This is a genomic window from Streptomyces incanus, from assembly GCF_042656345.1.
Taxonomy (GTDB): domain Bacteria; phylum Actinomycetota; class Actinomycetes; order Streptomycetales; family Streptomycetaceae; genus Streptomyces; species Streptomyces incanus.
This window is the reverse complement of sequence record NZ_JBHSPC010000015.1, coordinates 390,648-414,066: the sequence shown is the minus strand read 5'-3', so window position 1 is coordinate 414,066 and position 23,419 is coordinate 390,648. Positions and strand designations below refer to the sequence as shown.

The 23,419-nt window shown below is 70.1% G+C and carries 21 protein-coding genes and 1 tRNA gene; 15 read left to right on the top strand and 7 right to left on the bottom strand.

The features are described from left to right. Positions 1–336: 336 nt before the first annotated feature. From ACFP2V_RS07820 to ACFP2V_RS07810, 3 genes are all read right to left on the bottom strand, one after another. Complete coding sequence (locus ACFP2V_RS07820; protein WP_381207432.1) at positions 337–1,242, bottom strand: LysR family transcriptional regulator; 906 nt, start codon at positions 1,240–1,242, stop codon at positions 337–339. A gap of 736 nt (positions 1,243–1,978) precedes the next feature. Next, a complete protein-coding gene (locus tag ACFP2V_RS07815) occupies positions 1,979–4,549 on the bottom strand; it encodes an SUKH-4 family immunity protein (protein WP_381207429.1) in 2,571 nt (856 codons plus the stop codon). A 9-nt stretch (positions 4,550–4,558) separates the two neighbouring features. After that, a complete protein-coding gene (locus ACFP2V_RS07810; protein ID WP_381207426.1) occupies positions 4,559–5,545 on the bottom strand; it encodes an SMI1/KNR4 family protein in 987 nt (328 codons plus the stop codon). Between the two features lie 353 nt (positions 5,546–5,898). Here ACFP2V_RS07810 and ACFP2V_RS07805 point away from each other — a divergent pair, with 353 nt between their 5' ends. Together ACFP2V_RS07805 and ACFP2V_RS07800 are read left to right on the top strand one after the other, a co-directional pair. Further along, positions 5,899–6,417: a YwqJ-related putative deaminase gene (locus ACFP2V_RS07805; protein WP_381207423.1), complete on the top strand. Its 519-nt coding sequence runs from the start codon at positions 5,899–5,901 to the stop codon at positions 6,415–6,417. Positions 6,418–6,542: 125 nt separating this feature from the next. Continuing rightward, on the top strand, positions 6,543–7,076 hold the full coding sequence (locus ACFP2V_RS07800) for an SUKH-3 domain-containing protein (RefSeq protein ID WP_381207420.1): 534 nt from the start codon (positions 6,543–6,545) through the stop codon (positions 7,074–7,076). Positions 7,077–7,214: 138 nt separating this feature from the next. Here the strand turns inward: ACFP2V_RS07800 and ACFP2V_RS07795 are convergent, their stop codons facing one another. After that, positions 7,215–8,534, bottom strand: a complete 1,320-nt coding sequence (locus ACFP2V_RS07795; protein WP_381207417.1) for a sensor histidine kinase — start codon at positions 8,532–8,534, stop codon at positions 7,215–7,217. A 161-nt stretch (positions 8,535–8,695) separates the two neighbouring features. Between ACFP2V_RS07795 and ACFP2V_RS07790 the strand changes: the two genes are divergently transcribed. From ACFP2V_RS07790 to ACFP2V_RS07760, 7 genes are all read left to right on the top strand, one after another. Continuing rightward, on the top strand, positions 8,696–9,574 hold the full coding sequence (locus tag ACFP2V_RS07790; RefSeq protein ID WP_381207414.1) for a hypothetical protein: 879 nt from the start codon (positions 8,696–8,698) through the stop codon (positions 9,572–9,574). Positions 9,575–9,585: 11 nt separating this feature from the next. Beyond that, a tRNA-Gln gene (locus ACFP2V_RS07785) sits at positions 9,586–9,656 on the top strand. Positions 9,657–9,790: 134 nt separating this feature from the next. Then, positions 9,791–11,239 carry a bifunctional UDP-N-acetylglucosamine diphosphorylase/glucosamine-1-phosphate N-acetyltransferase GlmU gene (gene glmU / locus ACFP2V_RS07780; RefSeq protein ID WP_381207411.1) on the top strand — a complete coding sequence of 483 codons (1,449 nt, stop codon included), beginning with the start codon at positions 9,791–9,793 and terminating at the stop codon, positions 11,237–11,239. A gap of 144 nt (positions 11,240–11,383) precedes the next feature. Then, the gene (locus tag ACFP2V_RS07775) at positions 11,384–12,364 is read left to right on the top strand and encodes a ribose-phosphate diphosphokinase (RefSeq protein ID WP_381207408.1); all 981 of its coding nucleotides are present in this window, start codon (positions 11,384–11,386) and stop codon (positions 12,362–12,364) included. A gap of 240 nt (positions 12,365–12,604) precedes the next feature. After that, positions 12,605–13,192, top strand: coding sequence for a 50S ribosomal protein L25/general stress protein Ctc (locus tag ACFP2V_RS07770; protein WP_381207405.1), 588 nt, complete (start codon positions 12,605–12,607; stop codon positions 13,190–13,192). Positions 13,193–13,307: 115 nt separating this feature from the next. Beyond that, positions 13,308–13,904, top strand: a complete 597-nt coding sequence (pth, locus tag ACFP2V_RS07765) for an aminoacyl-tRNA hydrolase (RefSeq protein WP_381207402.1) — start codon at positions 13,308–13,310, stop codon at positions 13,902–13,904. A gap of 98 nt (positions 13,905–14,002) precedes the next feature. Then, entirely contained in the window at positions 14,003–14,491 is a 489-nt protein-coding gene (locus ACFP2V_RS07760) for a hypothetical protein (protein WP_381207399.1), read from the top strand. Positions 14,492–14,586: 95 nt separating this feature from the next. Here the strand turns inward: ACFP2V_RS07760 and ppc are convergent, their stop codons facing one another. Continuing rightward, positions 14,587–17,328: a phosphoenolpyruvate carboxylase gene (ppc, locus tag ACFP2V_RS07755; RefSeq protein ID WP_381207396.1), complete on the bottom strand. Its 2,742-nt coding sequence runs from the start codon at positions 17,326–17,328 to the stop codon at positions 14,587–14,589. 289 nt (positions 17,329–17,617) lie between these two features. On the opposite strand from ppc, the gene ACFP2V_RS07750 reads away from it, so the two are divergent. From ACFP2V_RS07750 to ACFP2V_RS07735, 4 genes are read left to right on the top strand one after another with little or no spacing between them, the layout of a single operon-like run. Next, entirely contained in the window at positions 17,618–18,649 is a 1,032-nt protein-coding gene (locus ACFP2V_RS07750) for an acyl-CoA desaturase (protein ID WP_381207393.1), read from the top strand. Further along, positions 18,646–19,323, top strand: a complete 678-nt coding sequence (locus ACFP2V_RS07745) for a TetR family transcriptional regulator (RefSeq protein ID WP_381207390.1) — start codon at positions 18,646–18,648, stop codon at positions 19,321–19,323. Before ACFP2V_RS07750 ends, ACFP2V_RS07745 begins: the two co-directional genes overlap by 4 nt. A gap of 41 nt (positions 19,324–19,364) precedes the next feature. Continuing rightward, positions 19,365–19,616: a type II toxin-antitoxin system Phd/YefM family antitoxin gene (locus tag ACFP2V_RS07740; protein ID WP_355890342.1), complete on the top strand. Its 252-nt coding sequence runs from the start codon at positions 19,365–19,367 to the stop codon at positions 19,614–19,616. Continuing rightward, positions 19,613–19,861 (top strand): type II toxin-antitoxin system RelE family toxin, encoded by a 249-nt coding sequence (locus ACFP2V_RS07735; RefSeq protein WP_381207386.1) that lies wholly within the window; start codon positions 19,613–19,615, stop codon positions 19,859–19,861. The genes ACFP2V_RS07740 and ACFP2V_RS07735 overlap by 4 nt, the downstream gene beginning before the upstream one ends. Before the next feature lie 6 nt (positions 19,862–19,867). On the opposite strand, the gene ACFP2V_RS07730 is transcribed toward ACFP2V_RS07735, so the two are convergent. Further along, complete coding sequence (locus tag ACFP2V_RS07730) at positions 19,868–20,695, bottom strand: trans-aconitate 2-methyltransferase (RefSeq protein ID WP_381207383.1); 828 nt, start codon at positions 20,693–20,695, stop codon at positions 19,868–19,870. A gap of 148 nt (positions 20,696–20,843) precedes the next feature. Here ACFP2V_RS07730 and ACFP2V_RS07725 point away from each other — a divergent pair, with 148 nt between their 5' ends. After that, complete coding sequence (locus tag ACFP2V_RS07725; protein ID WP_381207380.1) at positions 20,844–21,341, top strand: MarR family winged helix-turn-helix transcriptional regulator; 498 nt, start codon at positions 20,844–20,846, stop codon at positions 21,339–21,341. On the opposite strand, the gene ACFP2V_RS07720 is transcribed toward ACFP2V_RS07725, so the two are convergent. Continuing rightward, complete coding sequence (locus ACFP2V_RS07720; protein ID WP_381207376.1) at positions 21,300–22,067, bottom strand: response regulator transcription factor; 768 nt, start codon at positions 22,065–22,067, stop codon at positions 21,300–21,302. The two genes, ACFP2V_RS07725 and ACFP2V_RS07720, sit on opposite strands and share 42 nt — an antisense overlap. 327 nt (positions 22,068–22,394) lie before the next feature. Here ACFP2V_RS07720 and ACFP2V_RS07715 point away from each other — a divergent pair, with 327 nt between their 5' ends. Continuing rightward, positions 22,395–22,868: a GNAT family N-acetyltransferase gene (locus ACFP2V_RS07715; protein ID WP_381207373.1), complete on the top strand. Its 474-nt coding sequence runs from the start codon at positions 22,395–22,397 to the stop codon at positions 22,866–22,868. Positions 22,869–23,419 lie beyond the last annotated feature (551 nt).

Genomic DNA, 23,419 nt, shown 5'->3' with positions numbered 1-23,419 from the left:
AAAACTGCCTACGCCGTCGAATTGCCGGGAAGACTGACACGGGCTATGACGCAGGACAAGAGAGTCAAGAAGGAGCCGTCAGGGCCCGGGCACATCGGCCGGCGATGCGCCCGTCGGCCGGCGCACCACTCGGACACCCCTCTGACCTGGACTTTCAAACATCGGCGCGGACGCCGAAACCAAGCGGATATCCAGTTGAAAGTGACGCACGTCACACCGATTCATCAAAGTTCACGGGCCCTCGATCTCGATTCCTTTTCCCCTTTCCATGCATGGCCCAGCAGAGGGGTACATAGTTTTTTGTATGGCCGGCCCGGCCCATACGACCGGATCCGCTCATGAGGCGAGTGCACGGCGATGCGCGGCGACAGTTCGAGTCGCCTGCAGCCAGCGCTCCATCAGCGGGGTGATCCCACCCTCGCGCTTCCACAGGAGGGTCGCCTGCATGGGCCTGAGCCATCGCGGGGGATCGAGGAGGGTCACCGCATCACGTTTGCCCGTGATGCGCTCGGTCACGGGGGCGACCCCGAGTCCGGCAGCCACGAAAGCGAGTGCCGTCTGCGGCGTGGAGACTTCGAGGACTTCGAAGGATTCGTCGTCCGACAGGGCTTTCTCCGCGACGTCGGGCATGCCCGAGAAAGCGGGAATCCGGGACGGCAGAATCCAGCGGCCCCACCCTTTTCCGTCGGGGTGTGATTCCTGTGCACGATACCGGGGCACGGCAAGCTTGAGACCGATGTCCATAATGGGATACCAGTCGCAGATCTCTGCGACGAATCCAGCGAATTGCGCAGGGCCGAACGGGACGCAGCCCATGTCCAGCTCGCCGCTCCGGATCTTCTGCACGATGACATCGGGAGTGACATCGGCCAGACTGACGCGTGCACTCGGGGCCTGTTCGAGGAACTCCGCCAGCACATCGGCGATGATCTCGTTGATGACCATGGGCTCCACGCCGACGCGCAGGTCTCCGACCGCGCCCTCGCCCATCAGCTTCAGCGTCTCCACGACTCGGTTCCGGTCGGCGATCAGACGCTCGCCCCTGGAGACCAGGTGAAGTCCGGCCTGGGTGGGGTGAACGCCCTTCGCCGTCCGCTCGAGCAGCCGCACTCCGAGCTCCAGCTCCAGCTTGGCGATGGCGTGGCTCACCGGCGGCTGCGTCATGTTCAGGTTCTTGGCGGCCTGTGAAACCGAGCCCGCCTCGACGACGGCTCTGAAGTACTCGAGTTGGCGAAAATCCATGCACCTTACATTTCAATCGTTCCCGAGGAATGTCAACATATGGACGATTGACCGGCGAGGGCCATAAGGGCCTGGTGAATCGCGGGTGGCATTCGGATGATGGCGTCCCACCGGGTGGTGCGGCCGGTCAAGGCGCCGGAATGCGCGGGGCGGGGACGGCGGCTCCGCCGGACCGGGTGGTCGCCCCGCCTCGACAGGACGCTTCGCGGGCTTCCGCCCCGCGGAGATCGCCAGGCGCCCCGGACCGGAACGTGGAGCCCGTGATCGCTTGTGCGCCCCTCGGCGGGACACGGCCGTTCGGATCGATCGAGCTCGTCGCGCCGGGAAGGGAAGCCATCGAAGACACCGCTTCCGACGGCCGTCACCTCGGCCCGGTGCCGTCCCGGTGACCACCGAGAAAGCTGCCGAGGCCCGCATCAAGGGCAGTCCTTCAAAGGCCCCGCTCTCCCACGACCTCGGGCTCACCTGTGAAGCCGTCCGGCGGCGGACAGGCGCACACGCCGGTCGACCTCGACAGGGCCGACGCCTTGGAAGCGGACGCGGGCGACGGTGCGCACCACGTCATCCACCCTCTCCACGCCCCCGTACGTTCGACACCATGGATCGGGGCGAGAGCTGCGACGACGATATGCCGACGCACTGCGGGGCGACCACGCGCGGCCGGGCCCGGTCGGGACACGCACGTCCGACCGGGCCCGGCTCCTCACGCCGCGTTCGCGTCAGCGGCGGGCGCTGCTCACAGCAGTCCGTCCCACATCTGCTCCAGCAGCACCGACCACCAGCTCTCCGGCGAACCGAGCGCCGCGGGATCCAGCGCCGCAAGCTGCATCTGGAAGTCGACGGTCCAACGGCCCGCCTGCTCCTGGTTCAGCCCGAACCGCAGCCGCCACATCCGCCCCAGCAACGCCAGGCAGCGCGCGAACTCCGGCAGCCCCGTGTTCACGAACTGCGGCGGTACGGGCGCACCGCCCGGCCCCGCCTCCACCGGCACCGCGACGATGTTCGCCGTGCCGTACTGCACACAGACCGCCTTGCCGAAGTCACTGCCCATGACGAGGTACGAGCCCGCGTCCGAGGCCGGCTGCACACCCCGCTCCGCGGCCAGCTCCGCCAGCGTCGGCACCGGACGGCCCGGCTGCGCCTGGGCCCAGAAGAACGGGCCCATGTCCAACGGCAGCCCGGCGGCCACCAGCGTGTGCGCCACGATCGGCGGCACACCCTGCCGGGACACCGCCTGCTGCTCGAACCGGAACACCCCCGTCCCGAACGCCCCCGCCAGCTCCTGCCCGATGGCCTCCGGCGGAACCGGCGGCGCCGGCTGCACCGGCGTCAGCGGCGCGCGCACCGGCGCCGGCCGGGCAGGCCCGTCCGCCACCTGATGCAACTCACCCTGATGAACGAGCAGCTGCCGCATGCCCTGCCGGCGGCTCGCATGATCGGTGCCGTACGGCGCGATGTTCGTGATCCGCGCCTGCGGCCACTGCTCCCGGATCATCCGCGCACAGTACGCACCCGGAAGCTCACACGACTCCAACTCCGTGTGCAGTTCCAGCACCTGATGCGGCGGCACGTTCATCGCACGCAGCTCGTGGAAGATCTGCCACTCCGGATGCGGCGTGCCCGGCGCCGAACGCCGGATCAGCTGCTGCTCGGAACCGTCCTGCGCGCGGTAGCGCAGCACGGCCTGATAGCCGGGGCCAACCGTCGGCTGCCCGGCCGGCTGCGGCGGATAGCCGTACATCGGCGGCCGGCCGGGTCCGGGCACGCCCGGCGGCACCGCACCCGGCATCCCACCGGACATCCCGGGCGGCGCGGGAGGCGGAGGCACACCCGGGCCACCGGGGGCCGACGGCGGCGGAGGCATACCGGGCCCACCGCCCGCGGGGCCCGCCAGCATGGTCTCCGCGTGATGCACGGGGCCACGCCCGCCCCCCGGGGCGCGAGGAGCACCAAGAGCACCCGGAGTACCAGGAACACCTGGAGCGCCAGGAACATGCGGAGCGCCAGGGGCACCCGGAGCACCGGGCGGGCCCGGAGGCGGGGGCGCACCGGCGCCCGGCCGGCCGGGGTCGGCGAACATCGTCTCCGCGTGATGGACACCGCCGGGTGGCGTGCCCGGCACAGGCGGAGTACCGGGCGGGGGCGTCGAGGCACCGGGCGGCTGCGGGCCGCCCGTCGAACTCCCCGGGCCTGTCGGGCCGTTGGAACCACTGAGGCCGTTGGACCCCAGGGACGACACCATCTGCGTCGGTACGTACCCGCCCGCCGGAGCACCCTGCGCGCCGGGACCGGACGGGGGCGACGACGCAGGCGCGGACGTGCCCCCCGGCCGCACGCCCGGCGTACCCGGGGCGCCCGGCGGAGGCGGCGTCGTCGGGCCCGAGGGGCGGCGCGGCGGAACCGCCTTGCTGGTCGCGGCGTCGGCGATGTCCGCGGCGCTCGGCGCCGCCGGCGCGCCCGGCGGAGTCGGCGCGCCCGCGCCCGCGTCCGGAAACGCCGGTGTCAGCGCCGTCGGCGGCAGCCGGCTGCCCCCCGACAGCAGCGCCGTCGGGGCGTTCGACGCCGACGCCGGTGGCGGCGGCGTGTCGTCGTCGGACCGACTCAGCGGCGGAGCGAAAACGGTGTCCGGAAGCGGCACCGAACCGTCCTCGCCGGCATCGGCGCTCGTGTCCGTACCGGCCCACGGGGTCACCTCGGCCGGTCCACCCGCAGTGCCCGCACCGGGCCCCGCCGGGGAGTCGCCCCCACCGGCAGCGGGCCAGGCAGCACCACTCCCGGGCGCCGCCGGCGCACCCGGCGCCGCGGCCCCGGAATCACCCGCACCGGACCCACCGGCCGTGCTGGACGCGCCCGCCGTCCCGGACCCACCGGGGGCGCCCGCCGTCCCGGCCGTACCCGCCGGAGCGCCCGACGTCTCCCCCCGCCGGTCCGGAATCCCCAGCCGGTCCGCCGCCTCCTGCAACCATTCCGGCGGACTCAGCAGGAACGACGTCTGATTCAGATCCACCCGCGCCGGAGCCGCCGGCGCCGGTTCGGCCGCCGCGTCCGTACGCGCGTACTCCTCCTCGTACCGGCGGATCACCTCGCCCACCGCCAGGGCGGGCCACAGCGTCGCCTCACCACTGTCCCGGGCGATCACCAGCCGCTGCGCACCGCCGTCCGAACGCGGCCCGTCCGCGCGGTCCTCCGCCCACACCACGAACCCGAGGCCGAACTCCCGTACCCGCACCTCACGGTGCTGATACGACGGCACATCGCCGTTGATCCACTCCTCCGCACGCTCCTGCGCCTGCGCGAACGTCACCATCGCCGGACCTCACTCCCCCGCAGCAACCGGAACGACCTGCGCGAAGCCGCCGTCCACCATCAGATTCGCCACCGTCTCCAGCTCCGGCGGCGACCCCGCCAGCCGGGCCAGGAACGCGTCGAAGTCGTCCCCGCACGGCAGCAGCAGCCGCTCCACCCGCTCCGCCGGCAGCCACGACGGATCCACGTCCCGCGCGTCGTCGTAGGCGCAGAACCACACCGAACCCGCCCGCTCGCCCCGCACCTTCACCGCCAGCAGACCGCCCTGGACGAAACCGACACCCAGATAGTCCTTGGTGAGGTGATCACGCAGACACTTGTTGACGTACACCAGGTCATTGACCGCGGCCTCGTCCCGCACCGTGAAGAACGGCTGGTCGACCAGCAGGCCCAGCTCGGCGTCCAGCGCCGTACCCATCGGCGCGCAACCGCCCGCCGCCTTCAGGAACGACCGGTACGCGCCGGGCAGCCGGTAGCCGAGGTCCTCCTCGACGTTCAGCACCTGAGCCTCGGTCACCGCGAGCCCCGACTTCGGCAGCCGGAAATGCGCCGGGCGCGTCTCCTGCAACGGCCGCGTGCCCCGCTTCTCCTGGTCCACGCCCGACGTCACCACACCACCGTGGTGCCGCAGCAGCGCCTTCACCTCGACCGGTACCAGCTCCAGCCGCCGCGACGCCGCCGCGTGATGCCACGTCCAGCCGTGCGGCGTCGCCACCGCCGGCACCGTGTCCCACAGCTCATGACCGGTCGCCGCGAGCGCCGCGTTCGCCGACACGTAGTCCGTCAGCCGCAGCTCGTCGACACCGAATCCCTCCGGCGGCTCCGCGATCTCCGCCGCCGCACGCGCGTACGGCGAGAAATCGGGGTACCCACGTTCGTCCACCCGTACCCCTCTCGGGTGACGGGCCGCCCGCACCGGATCCGGGAAGTGCACGACCTGCCCGGAATAGGCCGCATTCGGCGGCACGGCTCTCTGCCCGAGCCGACCTGTCGTCATGGCGGTTGCCCCCTGCGGCACTCTGGACGACCCGCACCGACCACCATCGTGTCGTTACGGAACGTATTCGACTGTCACGTCTGTTTCGACTGCTTACCGCCGCCGTTCCCCCGGCGCCCCGCACGTCGTTCGCACGGATCACCGCAGGAATCGCGACACCAACAGCCTATGCGGTACGACGGCACCGGTCACCGGGCACCGGCGGCTCGCCCACCCGGCTCCGTGACCAAACGTCACCCTCCCGTGACAGCATGCCCAAACCTGGGCGTGTCGCCCCGCCCCAGCTTCCCCATCAGCCACGCCATTTGGCACTCTGTGACCTTCCGGGGGATGCACAGGAGGGGAATGCGATCATGAACATGACTCAAACAGGGACACCGGCAGGGCACACCGCCGACCCCCGCACCGGCGACCCCCGCATCGGCTGGAGCAGCACCGACGCCGCCCGCACCCCCCTCCTCCACCACCGCCGCGACGGCATCCTGCCCACCATCGCCGCCGCCCTCTCCATCCGCGGCACCACCCTCACCGGCACCGCCGCCCGCGGCGACACACCCCCCGACCTGCACCCCCTCGTCCAGGACTTCCTCGACACCCTCACCAGCGGCCAACGCGACCGCTTCACCGGCCGCTGCGCCGAAACCATCCTCATCTCCCGGCACCTCACCACCGCCGACACCGCACGCAGCAAACGCGCCGCACGCAAACCCATGACCAACGGCGAAGCGCGCAAAGCACTCAAACAAGCCAAACTCACCGCCCGTCACATCCGCGAGGACGGCGACCCCCTCCACGGCAGATACGCCGCACCCTGCCGCGCCTGCACCGCCCTCGCCGCCCATTTCGGCGTCCGCGTCGTCGACCCCGGATGACCCGACCCGGTGAGTGATTCCGTACACCCCCTCCGTACCAACCCCTGACACACCCCCACCCCTCCACCACCATCCGGCCGGCCACCCCCCTCACCGGCCACACCACCACGACGAACGAACGGCAGATGCGCACCGACCGCACCCTCTCCCCCGACCACCCGGCCCCACCCGAGCCAGGGGGAACCTCACACCGCTTCCCCGACCCCGTCGCCACCGCCCTGCGCACCGCCGGCTGGCAACCGGGACGCTGGGACATCAAACAAGCCGAAGTCTGGGCCGACACCCTGCGCGACCACACCTCACCCGCAGGGCACCGCCACACCGTCTTCCCCGCCGCCGTCGAAGCCTGGGCCGAATTCGGCGGACTCCACATCACCCCCCCCCCCCCCCCCCCCCAACTCGCCCCCGCCACCCTCCACCTCGACCCCCTCCACGGCCTCCACATGGCCCGCACCCTCGGCGACCTCGGCCGCGCCCTCGACACCGACGTCTGCCCCATCGGCACCGAAACCGACACCGACACCCTCGTCGCCATCGACACCGAAGGCCGCGTCTACGCCCTCGACCACACCGGCGACTGGTACCTCGGCCACCACATCGACCAGGGCCTCACCGTCCTCATCACCGGCACCGAACCCGCCCGCCTCACCACAGGCTGACCGCACACCGACCGACCGCGCACCTGCCGACCGCACACCTGCCGACCGCAGACCGGGCACCGCACACCGGGCACGACTGGACCCCACACCCTCCGACCGCCCCGCCCGCGACCCCACCCCGCCGGACCTGCGACGGGCCTACGACGCCGGAATCACCGCCGACACCCGAAAACCCCCCGCATCCGTCGGCCCCGACACGAACACCCCACCCAGCGCCGACACCCGCTCCTTCATCCCCACCAAGCCGTTCCCACCCGACGGCAGCCGCGCCGACGACCCGGCCTCCGGCGGCGGCTCGTTCTCCACCTGCATCGCGAACTCCGACACCCGATGCGCCAGCCGCACATACGTCTTCGCCCCCGGCGCATGCTTGTGCACATTCGTCAGCGCCTCCTGCACCACCCGGTACGCCGTCGACTCCACCTCCCCCGCATACGGCCGGCCCTCCCCCTCCACCGACAGAGCCACCACCATCCCCGCAGCCGCCGACTGCCCCACCAGCTCATCGATCTCCGACAGACTCGGCCCCTCACCCCCGGCCCGCCGAGCCTCGTCCACCGCCCGCGACGCCGCCGCGGCCGCCGCCGCACCCACCGCCGCCAGCGGCACCGACGCACCCGCACTCCGCCCCGCGCCGCCCCCACCGGACCGCAGCACCCCGAGCATCTCCCGCAACTCCGTCAACGCCTGCCGGCCCATGTCCCCCACCAGCGCGGCATTCTTCACCGCCTTCTCCGGATCCTTCCGCGCCACCGCCTGCAATGCCGCCGCATGCACCACCATCAGACTCACCCGATGCGCGACCACGTCATGCATCTCCCGCGCGATCCGCGTCCGCTCCTCGTTACGCGCCCACTCGGCCCGCTCCTCGGCCCGCTCGGCCAGCAACTGAAGCTCCCGCTCCAGGCTGTCCGCCCGCTCCCGCAGACTCTCCATCAACCGCCGCCGCGCCCCCACGTACAGCCCCAGCAGCACCGGCGGCGCGGTAAGCCCCAACGACGTCGTGACCGACGCGAACGGAACGAACCAGTCCCCCAGGTCCAGCTCCCCCCGCGCCATGTCCTGCTGCACCCGCACCAACGTCACGATGAACGTCCCCACCAGAGACATCCCGGCGAGCGACGCGATGATCCGGCGCGGCAACTCCGACGCCGCCAGCGTGTACAGACCCACCAGGCCCATCAGGAAACCCATCTGGGCCGGCGTGATGGCGATCACCAGCAGCACCACGACGATCGGCCAGTGCCGCCGCACCAGCAGCACCGAACCCGCCAGCACCCCGAACACCACACCCGCGGCCACCGGAATCCCCGCGTCCCGCGCGAACGGAATCCCCTCCAGCCCGCACTCCAGCGCGGACACCACCGCGAGACTCACATCCAGCACGGCACCGCGCCGCCTGTCCCACCGCCACGGCCCTCCCCGGGCCCTCACATGGTCTTCCCCCGTCGTGGTCATGGCCCCAGCCTACGGGCGCCCGGTGCCGGTTTTCCGGGGACTTTCCCCGACTGAACCCCCACCACATTCCGTGACCGTTCGGATGCGATACGGCCCAAATCCCTCGAACTGCCGAACCGCACACCGTTCGACCCCGGAAGCAGGCATTCCGCCCGGACGGTATGCAGGTGACACATGCACCAGGCAAATACGCCGACTTCGAAGAACTGAGAGACCAGGCGGTGGCACTGCGGCGGGCAGGGCTGAGCCGACGCCAGATCCGCGACCGACTCCACGTCGACAACAACGACATCCTCAACCGCCTCCTCCAGGGCGAGCCCGCCCCCGAGTGGACGAAGCGCCCGAACGCCAAGGACGACCTGAGGGACAGGGCGCGGGAACTCCGCCTCCAGGGATGGACCTACGACCGGATCCAGGTGGAGCTGGGCTGCTCCAAGAGCTCGATCTCGCTGTGGGTGAGGGATCTTCCGAAGCCGGAGCGCAAACGGACCCTCGGAGAGTCCGCAGCGATCGCCCGGCGAGGCTGGGAAGCGAAGCTGCGCATCCGCGACGAGGAGCGGCAAAACACCAAGGAGGCCGCCAAACGTGCGGTCGGCAACCTGACATCGCGCGAGCTGTTCCTGGTGGGCGTCGGCCTCTACTGGGCCGAGGGGAGCAAGGACAAGCCCTACGACCGCCGGGAGAGAGTGACTTTCGTCAACAGCGATCCCGGCATGATCCACGTCTTCCTTGCCTGGCTGGACCTGCTGGGCGTCGAACGCGAACGCCTGCGGTTCACGGTAATGATCCACGAGAACGCCGACGTGACCGGCGCGGAACTGTACTGGGCCGACCTTGTCGATGCGGACCGTTCGGCGTTCCTCAAAACGACACTGAAGAAGCACAACCCCAAAACGGTCCGCAAGAACGTGGGCGACTCCTACCGGGGGTGCCTCGCGATCAAAGTCCTCAAGAGCGCCGACTTGTACCGTCGCATCGAAGGGTCCTGGTGCGGCATAGTAGGTGCGGCACGCGAAGCCGATCACCACAATCGGACATAGCGGCCAAACTATCCCGGATCGTCTAAAGGTAGGACAAACGGTTTTGGTCCGTTGAATGAGGGTTCGAATCCTTCTCCGGGAGCACACAGCAGCAACGTCCTCAGTTCGGGCCCTGACCGGCCAAACCCCCGGTCAGGGCCCGCGCTCATGTCCCCCCACCACCACCCCGGTATCCTGCGGATGTCCCCTCCCCACTTACAGCCGAAGGGCATCCTTGTGAGCGCCAATCGCCCGGCAGCCGTCGTCGTTCTCGCAGCGGGTGAGGGCACCCGTATGAAGTCGGCCACCCCGAAGGTCCTGCACGACATCTGCGGCCGTTCCCTGGTGGGTCATGTACTGGCCGCCTCCGGTGAGCTGGAGCCGGAGAACCTGGTCGTCGTCGTGGGTCACGCCCGCGAGCAGGTGACCGCGCACCTCGCCGAGGTCGCCCCGGGGGCCCGTACCGCGGTGCAGGCGGAGCAGAACGGCACCGGTCACGCGGTGCGGATGGGGCTGGAGGAGCTGGGTGGCTCCGTGGACGGGACCGTGGTCGTGGTCTGTGGTGACACCCCGCTGCTGACCGGTGAGACGCTGCGGCGGCTTTCGGCCACGCACGTGGCCGACGGGAACGCGGTGACGGTGCTGACGGCCGAGGTGCCGGACGCGACGGGGTACGGGCGGATCGTGCGCGACGCGGCCTCGGGTGCGGTGACGGCGATCGTGGAGCACAAGGACGCGTCCGAGGAGCAGCGGGCGATCCGGGAGATCAATTCGGGTGTGTTCGCGTTCGACGGTGCGTTGCTGGCGGGTGCGCTGAAGAGGGTGCGGACGGACAACAGTCAGGGTGAGGAGTACCTGACGGATGTCCTGGGGATTCTGCGGGAGGCGGGGCACCGGGTGGGTGCGTCGGTGGCAGTCGATCACCGGGAGATCGCGGGGATCAACAACCGGGTGCAGTTGTCCCAGGCGCGGCGGATCCTCAATGACCGGTTGCTGACCGCCGCCATGCTCTCGGGGGTCACCGTCATCGATCCCGCCACGACGTGGGTGGACGTCTCGGTGACGTTCGAGCAGGACGTGGTGGTGCATCCGGGGACGCAGCTGCAGGGTGCGACGCATCTCGCCGAGGGCTGTGAGGTGGGTCCGAATACGCGGCTGACGGATACGCGGGTGGGGGCCGGTGCGCGGGTGGACAACACGGTGGCGTCGGGTGCCGAGGTCGGGCCGGAGGCCACCGTGGGGCCGTATGCGTATCTGCGTCCGGGGACGCGGCTCGGGCGCAAGGGCAAGATCGGTACGTACGTGGAGACGAAGAACGCGTCGATCGGTGAGGGGACGAAGGTTCCGCATCTGTCGTATGTGGGGGATGCGACGATCGGCGACTTCTCGAACATCGGTGCGGCGAGTGTGTTCGTGAATTACGACGGACAGGACAAACATCACACGACGGTCGGGTCGCACTGCAAGACGGGGTCGGACAACATGTTTGTGGCACCCGTCACGGTCGGGGACGGTGCGTACACCGCTGCCGGCTCTGTGATCACGAAGGATGTGCCGCCCGGTTCGTTGGCTGTGGCCCGGGGCCAGCAGCGGAACATCGAGGGCTGGGTGGCCCGTAAACGTCCGGGGAGTGCTGCCGCGAAGGCCGCGGAGGAGGCTGCCCGGGGGTCGGTCGAGAAGGGTTGACCGGAAAGCGGTGCGCCGGAGTCGTCGTATCGTGATAAGTGCATATCCGCACCCCACCAGGTGAGATGACCTCTCGCGTGCCGTCCGAGAGGCTTCTCGCCTTCGAGCCGCGAGTTTCCGCGACACCTCTGAGGAGATAGTGCTGTGACCGGGATCAAGACGACCGGCCAGAAGAAGATGATGTTCTTCTCCGGCCGGGCCCACCCCGAGCTTGCCGAGGAGGTCGCCCACCAGCTGGGGGTCGGGGTCGTTCCGACCAAGGCCTTCGACTTCGCCAATGGTGAGATCTATGTGCGGTACGAGGAGTCGGCCCGTGGTGCCGACTGTTTCCTGATCCAGAGCCACACGGCGCCGATCAACAAGTGGATCATGGAGCAGCTGATCATGATCGACGCGTTGAAGCGTGCGTCGGCGAGGTCGATCACCGTCATCGTGCCGTTCTACGGTTACGCGCGACAGGACAAGAAGCACCGCGGGCGTGAACCGATTTCGGCGCGTCTGATCGCGGATCTGATGAAGACCGCGGGTGCGACCCGGGTGCTGACGGTGGATCTGCACACGGACCAGATCCAGGGTTTCTTCGACGGTCCGGTGGATCACCTGTTCGCGCTGCCGCTGCTGGCGGACTACGTGGGTGCGAAGGTGGACCGGGAGAAGCTGACGGTGGTGTCGCCGGACGCGGGTCGTGTGCGGGTGGCGGACCGTTGGTGCGACCGGCTGGGTGCGCCGCTGGCGATCGTGCACAAGCGGCGGGACAAGGATGTGGCGAACCAGGTCACGGTCCACGAGGTGGTCGGTGAGGTCAAGGGTCGCGTGTGCGTCCTGGTCGACGACATGATCGACACGGGTGGCACGATCTGTGCCGCGGCGGACGCGTTGTTCGCGCACGGCGCGGAGGACGTGATCGTGACGGCGACGCACGGTGTGCTGTCGGGTCCGGCGGCGGACCGGCTGAAGAACTCGCGGGTGAGCGAGTTCGTGTTCACGGACACGCTGCCGACTCCGGCTGAGCTGAGTGGCGATCTGGACAAGATCACGGTGCTGTCGATCGCGCCGACGATCGCGCGTGCGGTCCGTGAGGTGTTCGAGGACGGTTCGGTGACGAGCCTGTTCGACGAACAGTAAGGGTTCTGTTCCGGGTCCCGTCGGGGTCCCGGCTGATCGTTTTGGGTACGGCCTCCCTGTCCGAGTAGACTGCTGCAGTTGCTCGGCGAGGGAGGCCGTACCGCTTCGTGAGGGGTGGAGTACGGCGGTCCGTAATCGACGCGCTCTTCGTAGCAGGCCGTTCGTGGCCGGGTGACCTTCCCCAAGCTCCTCGGAGCGGGGGGTATCCCCAACGGTTTCTGACTTCGAGGAGTGGTGAGCATGGCCGACGTGAAGATTCACGCGGAGACGCGGAGTGAGTTCGGCAAGGGTGCGGCGCGTCGTATCCGTCGCGACGGCAAGGTTCCGGGCGTGGTGTACGAGCACGGTCTCGAGCCGCTGCACCTGACGCTGCCGGGCCACGAGCTGCTGCTGGCGCTGCGTACGCCGAACGTGCTGATCGATCTGGTCATCGACGGTGAGGGCAGCCAGCTGGCGATCCCGAAGGCCGTGCAGCGTGACGCGATCAAGGGTTTCCTGGAGCACGTCGACCTGCTGATGGTCAAGCGGGGCGAGCGGGTCACCGTCGAGATCCACGTGACCGCCGAGGGTGAGCTGGCTCCGGGCGGCAACCTGCTGGAGCACGTCATTCCGACGCTGCCGATCGAGGCCGAGGCGACGAACATCCCGGACGGCGTGAGCGTCTCGGTGCAGGGCCTGTCGGCCGGCGCCACGATTCTCGCCAAGGACCTGGTGCTGCCGGCCGGTGCGAAGCTGGCGGTGGACGAGGACACCGTGGTGCTGCAGGTGCTGGCCGCGCAGGCCGAGGAGGCCGCGGAGACCGAAGGGGACGAGGCCGCCCAGGCCTGATCCTTCTCGTAGTCTTCCTACGCGTCGGCCGCTGTTCCCGTGCGGGGGCAGCGGCCGACGTGTGTGTGTGGGGGGACGAGCACGGGACGTGGACGTGGACGAAGGAGACAGGGACGTGACGACCGATGCGGCGGCTGTCTGGCTGATCGTGGGGCTGGGCAATCCGGGGCCGGAGTACGCCGGGAACCGGCACAACGTGGGGTTCATGGTGGCGGATCTGCTGGCGGAGCGGATCTCGGGCCGGTTCAAGCGGGCCGGGAAGGCGCAGGCGCAGGTGGTGGAGGGGCGGATCGGTCCGCCGGGTCCGGCGGGCCGGCGGGTGATTCTGGCGAAGCCGATGTCGTTCATGAATCTGTCGGGCGGGCCGGTGAACGCGCTGCGGGAGTTCTACAAGGTGCCGGTGGCGCAGGTGGTGGCGGTCCATGACGAGCTGGACATCGACTACGGGACGCTGCGGCTGAAGCTGGGGGGCGGGGACAACGGCCACAACGGGCTGAAGTCGATGACGAAGGCGTTCGGTGCGGACTATCACCGGGTGCGGTTCGGGATCGGGCGGCCGCCGGGGCGGATGCAGGTGGCGGACTATGTGCTGCGGGACTTCTCGTCGGCGGAGCGCAAGGAGCTGGACTACTGCGTGGACCGGGCGGCGGACGCGGTGGAGTGTCTGGTGATCGACGGTCTGGAGCGGGCGCAGGGGACGTACAACTCCTGAGTGGGTATCCGCGGCTCCTGGGTGCGTACGTCTTCCGAGTGAGCGCGGATTCCGGACGGAGTTGACCGAGCGCAAGGGCATGGCCAAAGATCTCGGCCATGCCTTCAGCCGTCTCGTCCTCCCGGGGTTCGTCCGCCGCTCTGCGTTTCGGCCGGTTCGCGGTGATGGGCACGGTCGCCGTGCTGATCCTGATCGCGGGTGTGTGGGCGTCGTGGGGCACAGCGCAGTACGTGATGCTGACGAAGGGGCGGGAGCAGGGCGCGGTCGCGGTGACGTCCTGCGGTGAGCGGACCTGTACGGGGGCGTACACGCCGGTGTCGCCCGGGTCGCAGCCGCGGGCCGAGGTCGTGCTGGAGAACAACGCGGCCGTGGCGAAGGGGCGGACGTACACCGTCGTCATGAAGCCGGGCGGAGTCGTGGCGGTCCGTTCCGGTCCCGCCGGGATCCTCTACGCGTGGGTGCCGCTGGGCGGGGCGCTGATGCTGGCGTCGGTGGTGGTGGCGGGCGGACTGCTGCGGACCCGGCCGGCGTGGGTGATGGGGTTGTCGGGGCTGGCGCTGGTGACGGCGGCGTTCCTGGTGGTGTGACACCTGGTCCGTGCGGGTGTGGTGCGGAACGAGCGAGGGTGCCCCCGGGCCGGAGTACGGCTCGGGGGCACCCTTCGTCGTGGGCGGCTTCGGGGTCAGCCGGTGTTGCGCAGGCCCGCCGCGACGCCGTTGACGGTGAGGAGGAGGGCTCGGGCGAGCAGCGGGTCGGGCTCGTCGCCGGCCGCGGCGGCGTCGCGCTGGCGCTTGAGCAGGGCGACCTGGAGGTAGGAGATGGGGTCGAGGTAGGCGTCGCGGATGGTGAGGGTCTGCTTGAGGACCGGGTCCGCGTCCAGGAGTTCGCTCTCGCCGGTGACGCGGAGTACTTCGGCGACGGTGAGTTCGTGCTCGGCCCTGATCGCGTCGAAGACGTGCTTGAGCTCGTCGGGGACGAGGGTGTCGACGTAGTGCTGGGCGATTCTGAGGTCGGTCTTGGCGAGGGTCATCTCGACGTTGGAGATGAAGTTGCGGAAGAAGTGCCACTGCTCGTGCATCTCGTCGAGCACGGTGTCGAGGCCGGTCTCGCGCAGGGCCTTGAGGCCGGAGCCGACGCCGTACCAGCCGGGGACGATCTGGCGGGACTGGGTCCAGCCGAACACCCAGGGGATGGCGCGCAGGCCGTCCAGTCCGGCACCGGAGTCGGGGCGGCGGGAGGGCCGGGAGCCGAGGTGCAGGTCGGCGAGCTGGTCGACGGGGGTGGAGGCGAAGAAGTAGGCGGGGAGGTCGGGGTCCTCGACGAGCCGGCGGTAGGAGTCGTGGGCGGCGTCGGAGACGACGTCCATGGCGGCGTCCCAGCGGGCGAGCGCCTCGTCGGACTGGCGGGGTGCGGTGTGCAGGACGGATGCCTGGAGGGTGGCGGCGACCGTGAGTTCCAGGTTCTCCCTGGCGAGTGCGGGGATGAGGTACTTGTCGGAGATGACCTCGCCCTGTTCGGTGACCTTGATCTCGCCCTCGAGGGTGCCCCAGGGCTGGGCAAGGATGGCGTCGTGGGTGGGGCCGCCGCCGCGGCCGACGGTGCCGCCGCGGCCGTGGAAGAGGCGCAGGCGTACGCCGTAGCGGTGGGCGACGTCGCGCAGCCGGCGCTGGGCGCGGTGGATCTCCCACTGACTGGTGGTGATGCCACCGAACTTGGAGGAGTCGGAGTAGCCGAGCATGACTTCCTGGACGTCGCCCCGCAGCGCGACCAGGCGCCGGTAGGACGGGTCGGAGAGCATGTCCTCGAGGATGGTGTCGGCGGCCTTCAGTTCGTCCGTCGTCTCCAGCAGCGGGACGATGCCGATCTTCGCCCAGCCGGCGTGCAGGTCGATCAGCCCGGCCTCCCGCGCGAGGACGGTGGCGGCGAAGACGTCGTCGGCGCCCTGGCACATGGAGATGATGTAGGACTCGACGACTTCGGGGCCGAAGATCTCCAGGGCCCGCTTGACGGTCTGGAAGACGCCGAGGGTCTTCTCGCCGGCCGCGTCGACGGGGGCGGGGGTGGGGGCCAGCGGCCTGCGCGAGCGGAGTTCCTTGGCGAGGAGCTTGGTGCGGTAGTCGCGGGGCATGTCGGTGTAGCGCCAGGATTCCTCGCCGAGCCGGTCGAACAGCTGGCCGAGGGCGTGGTGGTGGGCGTCGGCGTGTTCGCGCACGTCCATGGTGGCGAGCTGGAGGCCGAAGGCGGCGAGGGTGCGGATGGTGCGGGCGAGGCGGCCGTCGGCGAAGAGGGCGCCGCGGTGCTCGCGCAGGGAGGTCTGGATGATCCGCAGGTCGGCGAGGAGTTCGCCGGTGCCGAGGTAGTCGCGGCCCCTCTGGTGGGGGGTGTCCTGGGCGAGGCGCTGCTTGGTGTTCTCGAGCTTCTGCCGGATGCAGGTGGCCTTGAGCCGGTAGGGCTCCTCGGCGTTGAGGCGCTTGTAGCGGGGGCTGATCTCGGGGAGGTTGTCGAGGTCGGCCTTCAGGGAGGTGAGGAGGTCGTCGGTGGCGCCGGCGTAGCGGATGGAGTTGGAGAGGAATCCGCGGAGTTCGTCGATCATCTCCAGGGCGTCGTTGATGCCGTGCTCGTGCTGGAGGATGAGGACGTCCCAGGTGACCTGGGGGGTGACGTTGGGGTTGCCGTCGCGGTCGCCGCCGATCCAGGTGCCGAAGGTGAGGGGGCGGGTGTCGTCGGGGAGGGTGACGCCGACGCGTTCGAGTTCGGCGGTGAGGTCCTCGAGGACGTCGCCGACGGCGCCCGCGTGCAGCTCGTCGAGGTAGTAGATGGCGTTACGGGCCTCGTCGGCGGGCTCGGGGCGGACGACGCGCAGTTCGTCGGTCTGCCAGACGAGGTCGATGTTCTCGGCGAGGCGGGTGTCGAGGCGGCGCCGGTCGCTCTCGATGACGGGGGTGTCGAGGAGGGCGGCGATGCGGCGCAGCTTGCCCAGGACGGAGCGGCGGGCGGCCTCGGTGGGGTGCGCGGTGAAGACCGGGCGGACGTTGAGGTGCCGCACGGTTTCGCGCAGGTGCTCGGGGTCGGCGTCCTTGAGGCGGTCGGCGGTGCGGGCGAGCAGTCCGCCTTCGGTGGCGCGGCGGGCGCGCAGTTCACGGCCGCGGTGCACCTGTTCGGTGACGTTCGCCAGGTGGAAGTAGGTGGAGAAGGCGCGGACCAGTTTGGCGGCGGTGCCGAGTTCGGTGCCGCGCAGCAGTTCGGCTGCGGCCTCGCCGTCCTCGCGGGTGAGTCGGCGGACCTTTTCGACGAGGTCGAGGAGTTCGGGGCCGTCCTGGCGGACGAGGGTCTCTCCGAGGAGATCACCCAGTCGGCGGATGTCGGCCCTCAGTTCGCTGCTCGTGGTCGCCGTGGACACGGCCTGGTCGTCGGCACTGCTCACAGGTGCGGCTCCTTGCAGTGTTGAAGCTGGTCTGGAGGGCCCGGACGACGTCTGTGGGCGGCTGGCGCCGCATACGGGCCGTGCATCCGGGAAGTAATCAGAGCGGACCGCGCTGTCCGACCGATTCCAAGGATAGGCGTCGGCCGGGGTGCGCAGGCTCGTGGGCTCTTGCCGCCGGGCCCCGCGCTGCCATACTTACGATGCCGTAGGTTACGGTCCCGTAGGAAATGCTGTTCGGTTCCGGCAGCCCGGCATCACCCTCCATCCTCATACCCCACAAGGGACACGCATGACCTCACGTCCTGATGTCATCGACGAAGCCTCGAAGAAGCCGCTGCCCTCCGGCGCCGGCACCGATACCCCAGCCGTTCCCTCCGCCACGCTGGGCGGGGAGCGCAAGCGTTCGATCGAGCAGATCGCGCTGCTGGTCTTCATCATCGTTCCGTTCCTGGCCGTGCTGGCGGCGGTGCCTCTGACCTGGGGCTGGGGGGTGAGCTGGCTGGATCTCGGCCTGCTGGTGTCCTTCTACTTCCTGGGCTGCCACGGCATCACCATCGGTTTCCACCGTCATTTCACGCATGGTTCGTTCAAGGCGAAGCGGCCGCTCAAGATCGCCCTGGCGGTGGCGGGTTCGATGGCGGTGGAGGGACCACTGGTGCGCTGGGTGGCGGACCACCGCAAGCATCACAAGTTCTCGGACGCGGAGGGCGACCCGCATTCGCCGTGGCGGTACGGGGAGTCGTTGCCGGCGCTGATGAAGGGCCTGTGGTGGGCTCATCTCGGCTGGATGTTCGACGAGGAGCAGACGCCGCAGGACAAGTACGCGCCGGATCTGATCAAGGACCGGACGCTGCGCGCGATTTCCCGCCAGTTCGTGCTGTGGGCGGGGGTGTCGCTGGCGCTGCCGGCGCTGATCGGCGGTCTGGTGACGATGTCCTGGTGGGGTGCGTTCACGGGCTTCTTCTGGGGGTCACTCGTTCGGGTGGCGTTGTTGCACCATGTGACGTGGTCGATCAACTCGATCTGCCATGCGGTGGGCAAGCGGCCGTTCAAGTCGCGGGACCGTTCGGGCAACGTGTGGTGGCTGGCGGTGCTGTCCTGCGGCGAGTCCTGGCACAACCTGCATCACGCCGACCCGACGTCCGCACGGCACGGGGTGGAGCGGGGGCAGATCGATTCGAGCGCCCGTCTGATCCGCTGGTTCGAGATACTGGGCTGGGCGTACGACGTGCGCTGGCCGTCACGCTCGCGTATCGATTCGCGCCGTGACACCGGGGGAGGCGGCTCCCGGAGCGGGCGGGAGACGGCCGAGGCGGCATGATGGTCGGCGTGGCGACCGACTCCAGCAGCACCTCGAGCAATGACAAGCCGCGGCGTGCCCGCCGCACCCGGATGACCGGCGCGGAGCGCCGTCAGCAGCTGTTGGAGATCGGCCGCACCTTGTTCGCCGAGAAGGGGTTCGAGGGCACCTCGGTGGAGGAGATCGCGGCGAAGGCCGGGGTCTCCAAGCCGGTGGTGTACGAGCACTTCGGCGGCAAGGAGGGCCTGTACGCGGTGGTCGTGGACCGCGAGATGCGGCGTCTGCTGGACATGGTGACGGGTTCACTGACCGCGGGTCATCCGCGGGAGCTGTGCGAGCAGGCGGCGTTCGCGCTGCTGGACTACATCGAGGAGTACACGGACGGGTTCCGCATCCTGGTCCGTGACTCCCCGATCCCCCAGTCGACGGGGTCCTTCGCCTCCCTCATCTCGGACATCGCCACGCAGGTGGAGGACATCCTGGGCCGCGAGTTCAAGAGCCGCGGGTTCGATCCCAAACTGGCTCCGCTGTACGCGCAGGCGCTGGTCGGGATGGTGGCGCTGACCGGCCAGTGGTGGCTGGACGTCCGCAAGCCGAGGAAGGCGGAGGTGGCCGCGCACCTGGTCAACCTGGCCTGGCACGGCCTGGACGGCCTGGAGCAGAAGCCGCGGCTGATCGGCCACCGGAAGAACTGAATCATGATGTCGAAAGATTAACCTTGTGCCACCATGTGGTCATGACCGAGATCACGATCAGTACAGCCCGCGCTCAGCTCGGCGACCTGGTCCGCCGCGCCGCCCACAGCCGCGAGACCATCGCCCTCACGGACCACGGACACGTGGCGGCTCTGCTCGTATCACCACACGTCATAGAGGATCTCGAAGACGCCCTGGCACTTTCCGAATACGAGCGGCGCAAGGCCGAAGGCACGCTCGGCGAGGGCGTCCCGCACGAAGAGGTCGGACGCATGCTGGGGCTGCGGCCGTGACCTACCGCATTATCTGGGAGCCGAACGCCACCAATGCGGCTGTGCGGTTCCTCCGGGACGACCCGGCCGGACTGGCCGCCGTATATGAAGCCGTCGACACCCTCGCCAAGGAGCCCCGCCCTGCCGACTCCGCCGCCTACGGGCCGACGGCCCGCCGCCTGCGGGTCGGCGACTACCGCGTGCTGTACCTCATCGACGACGACGTGATCCATATCCTCGTCACCCACCTGGGCCGCACGCCCTGAGCGGGGTCATCCAATCCTCCGTGCCACCGCGAAGATCCGGCGGAACGGGAACGGGGTGCCGTGCGGGCCCGCCGGGTAGGCGTCGCGCAGGGCGGTGCGGTACTCGTCCACGAAGGCGTCGCACACCTCGGGGTCGTCGGCGAGGGCGGTGAGGACGGGCCGCAGGCCGGTGCCCTTGACCCAGTCCAGGACGGGGTCCTCGCCCTGGAGGAGATGGACGTACGTCGTCTCCCACACGTCGGCGGTGCAGCCGAGGCCGGTCAGCCGCTCCAGGTACGCCTCCGGACGGAGCACGGCGTCGGCGTGCCGCAGGACGCCGTCGAGGCGGCCGGCCCAGCGCGGGGAGCGGGCGAGTTCGCGCAGGAGGACGTGGCTGGGGGCGTCGAAGTTGCCGGGCACCTGGAAGGCGAGGGTGCCGCCGGGGGTGAGTCCGGCGGTCCAGTCGGCGAACCGGTCCACATGACCGGGAATCCACTGCAGGGTGGCATTGCTGACGATCAGGTCGTACGGCCGCTCGGGCCCGGGCGTCCAGGTGCGGACGTCGGCGTGGGCGAAGTCGGTCCGGCCGCCGTCGGGGGTGGGGCCCTGGTGGTCGGCGCGGGCCCTGTCGAGCATCTCGGGCGAGTTGTCGTAGCCGGTGGTGCGGGCGCGCGGCCAGCGGTCGGCGATCAGCGCGGTGACGTTGCCCGCGCCGCAGCCGAGGTCGGCGATGCGGGGCGGGTCGCCGGGCAGCTCGGGGACCCGGGCGAGGAGATCGAGGGAGGGGCGGGTGCGGTGACCGGCGTGGCGCAGGTACTGAGCGGGGTCCCAGCGGGGATCGGTGGCCGTGGGCACGGGGCGCCTCCTGGTGAATCGGCAACCGGCGGACGGGCCGGCCGGCGAACGGGCTGACGGGTACCCACCGTCCCGCACAAACTTGCTCGACGTCAAGCATCTCGATATCAAGAGACTTCACATCGACACAACCACTACACTGATCGTCATGGAGGACGAGGTCGATCGGCTGGTCGCAGCATGGCGCCGGGAGCGCCCGGACCTCGACGTGGAACCGCTCGAGGTGCTCAGCCGGGTGAGCAGGCTCGCCCGGCACCTGGACCGGGCCCGCAGGCTGGCCTTCGCCGAGCACGGGCTGGAGCCCTGGGAGTTCGACGTCCTGACCGCGCTGCGCCGTGCGGGCGTCCCCTACCAGCTCTCGCCGGGGCAGCTCCTCACACAGACGCTGGTCACCTCGGGCACGATGACCAACCGCATCGACCGCCTGACCAAGAAGGGCCTGGTGGAGCGCCTGCCCGACCCCAGCGACCGGCGCGGGGTGCTGGTCCGCCTCACGGACGAGGGTCGTGACCGCGGCGACCAGGCGCTGGCCGGGCTGCTGACGCAGGAGCGGGCGATCCTCGCCGAGCTCTCCCGCACACAGCGTGGCGAACTGGCGGGCCTGCTACGCCGGCTGACTGCCCCGTTCGACAACATCCCCGGCTAGGTCGACCGGCCCGACACCCGCCCTGCGGGCCAGGGCGACGGCGGCGAGGGTGGAGTGCACGCCCAGCTTGCCGAGCACGTTCTGCATGTGCGTACGCACGGTGTGCGGGGACAGGTACAGGCGCTCGGCGACAGCTTTGCGCCCCAGGCCCGCGACCATGCACCGCAGTACCTCCCGCTCGCGCGGGGTCAGGGACTCCACGAGGCGTTCGCTTTCGGTGCGGTGCTTGCGGGCGGCGGTGAGTTCGCGCAGCACGCCGGTGAGCAGGGCGGGCGGCAGATGCGTCTCGTCGCGCAGCACCCCCCGGATGACGGTGAGCAGCCGGCTCAGCGAGCAGTCCTTGGCGACCCAGCCGCCTGCGCCGGCCTGGAGGGCGAGCGCGGCACGGCGCGGGTCGTCCTTCTCGGCGAGCACGACGATCCGTACCTGCGGGTGGACCGAGCGCACCCCGGTGACCAGGGACATCCCGTCGACGATGCCGTCCTCGTCGCCCGCGCGCACGGGCACGGCGGACGGGCCGGCCGGCGCTCTGCCGCCCAGGTCGGCGTCGACGAGCAGGACGTCGAACCGCCGCCCCTCGGCGACCGCCCGCTCCAGGCACCGCAGTGCGGCCGGGCCGCTGCCCGCCGCGGACACCTCGACGTCCGGCTCGGCGGCCAGGGCCGCGGCGAGCGACTCGGCGAAGATGCGATGGTCGTCGACGACCAGGACTCGGATACGTTGCACGAAACCCCCTTCCCCATGCTCTCTGCAGAGCAGGGGACTACCCCGTCGTCGGAAGACGACACCGACACACCGGCACGGGTACGACGCCGGAGCCCGGTTCCGGACCAACGGGACCCGACCGGAACCGGCGATCCCGGGGCGGGCCGCCCGGAGCCGCCCGGCCGCCGCCGCGCGTCACCACCGCCCCGCCCCGGATCGCGTACCCGAGTGTCTCGCCCCCTGAACGGCGCCGGCCCCCACCGGCGCTGTTCATCAGAGTACGGACGGGGGCCGGGAGGGGAAGGCTATTTGCAGAACTGGCGCTCCTGCGCGTTTATGGTGAGCCACATGTTTCGTCTTGAGACAGAAGTCGACAAGGCCCGACGTGATCTGCTTCGCAGGCGGTTGCGGGACACCAACACGGCGGTGTCACCGGTGCTGCGCGCCCTGCGCGGAACCCCGCAGGAACGCGAGTCCCCTTTGCACGTGTGGGCATCGGACCCGGCCGGTGATCTGGCGGGCGGCCTGGTCGGCCACACCTGGACGACCTGGCTGCACGTGACGTACCTGTGGGTGGACGAACGCCACCGCGGGGCGGGCCTCGGCACCCTCCTCCTGGCCGAGGCGGAACGCCTCGCCACAGCCCGCGGCTGCCGTTCCGCCCGCGTGGAGACCTGGGACTTCCAGGCCCCGAAGTTCTACCAGCGGCACGGCTACGAGGTGGTCTGCGTGATCCCGGACTACCCGCCGGGCATCACGGAGTACACGTTGACGAAACGCCTGGAGCCGGACACCGGAACCCGTCGAGCACATCCGAGGTGACGCCGCCCGGCAGACCGTCCCCCGAAAAACCTCTGCCGTCGTCCCTGTCCCGTCGTTACTGGTCCGACTGGTCCGTGTCGAGGAGCGGGCCCGCTGCGCGAGGGTCCATCAGGTTGGACCGGGCTTGTTCGGCGGGGAGGAGGTCCCGTTCCGGCAAGGCGTATCCGGGATACCAGCCGTCGGCCTCGCAGCGGGGAGGTTGCTCAGGATCAAGGTGGTGAGGTTCGGCGGAACTGAACCCGTGATGCTCACCGCGAGGTAAGTCTCGTGGCCGTCGTCGGCACGGACCTGAAGGCCGACGGTGAAGGTGTCGAAATCCACGGTGTGCTCCCGACCGTCCCGGAGGGTGGAACGGCTCAGGGTCGAAAGGGTGGTCCGGAGCCGTCGGACGAAGCGGACTCACGCTTCGGCGCGATAACGGACGTGGTCCTCGCGGGCGGGAAGTAAGCGGGCGGTGAGCTTCCCCTCGGACCAGAGGGCTGGGCAAGGCGAGCGGAAGCCCGAACGGGTGCTTCCCGGACACTGAGTGGAGCGCGTCGGTACCGTGAATT

Excerpts from the sequence above, each read along its gene's own strand:
- ACFP2V_RS07820 (WP_381207432.1), bottom strand. The coding sequence starts at position 1,242 with ATGGATTTTCGCCAACTCGAGTACTTCAGAGCCGTCGTCGAGGCGGGC.
- ACFP2V_RS07810 (WP_381207426.1), bottom strand. The coding sequence starts at position 5,545 with ATGACGACAGGTCGGCTCGGGCAGAGAGCCGTGCCGCCGAATGCGGCC.
- ACFP2V_RS07725 (WP_381207380.1), top strand. The coding sequence starts at position 20,844 with ATGGAGGACGAGGTCGATCGGCTGGTCGCAGCATGGCGCCGGGAGCGC.
- ACFP2V_RS07790 (WP_381207414.1), top strand. The coding sequence starts at position 8,696 with ATGCAGGTGACACATGCACCAGGCAAATACGCCGACTTCGAAGAACTG.
- ACFP2V_RS07815 (WP_381207429.1), bottom strand. The coding sequence starts at position 4,549 with ATGGTGACGTTCGCGCAGGCGCAGGAGCGTGCGGAGGAGTGGATCAAC.
- ACFP2V_RS07770 (WP_381207405.1), top strand. The coding sequence starts at position 12,605 with ATGGCCGACGTGAAGATTCACGCGGAGACGCGGAGTGAGTTCGGCAAG.
- ACFP2V_RS07740 (WP_355890342.1), top strand. The coding sequence starts at position 19,365 with ATGACCGAGATCACGATCAGTACAGCCCGCGCTCAGCTCGGCGACCTG.
- ACFP2V_RS07750 (WP_381207393.1), top strand. The coding sequence starts at position 17,618 with ATGACCTCACGTCCTGATGTCATCGACGAAGCCTCGAAGAAGCCGCTG.
- ACFP2V_RS07760 (WP_381207399.1), top strand. The coding sequence starts at position 14,003 with ATGCCTTCAGCCGTCTCGTCCTCCCGGGGTTCGTCCGCCGCTCTGCGT.
- ACFP2V_RS07800 (WP_381207420.1), top strand. The coding sequence starts at position 6,543 with ATGCGCACCGACCGCACCCTCTCCCCCGACCACCCGGCCCCACCCGAG.
- ACFP2V_RS07745 (WP_381207390.1), top strand. The coding sequence starts at position 18,646 with ATGATGGTCGGCGTGGCGACCGACTCCAGCAGCACCTCGAGCAATGAC.
- ACFP2V_RS07795 (WP_381207417.1), bottom strand. The coding sequence starts at position 8,534 with ATGACCACGACGGGGGAAGACCATGTGAGGGCCCGGGGAGGGCCGTGG.
- ACFP2V_RS07805 (WP_381207423.1), top strand. The coding sequence starts at position 5,899 with ATGAACATGACTCAAACAGGGACACCGGCAGGGCACACCGCCGACCCC.
- ACFP2V_RS07715 (WP_381207373.1), top strand. The coding sequence starts at position 22,395 with ATGTTTCGTCTTGAGACAGAAGTCGACAAGGCCCGACGTGATCTGCTT.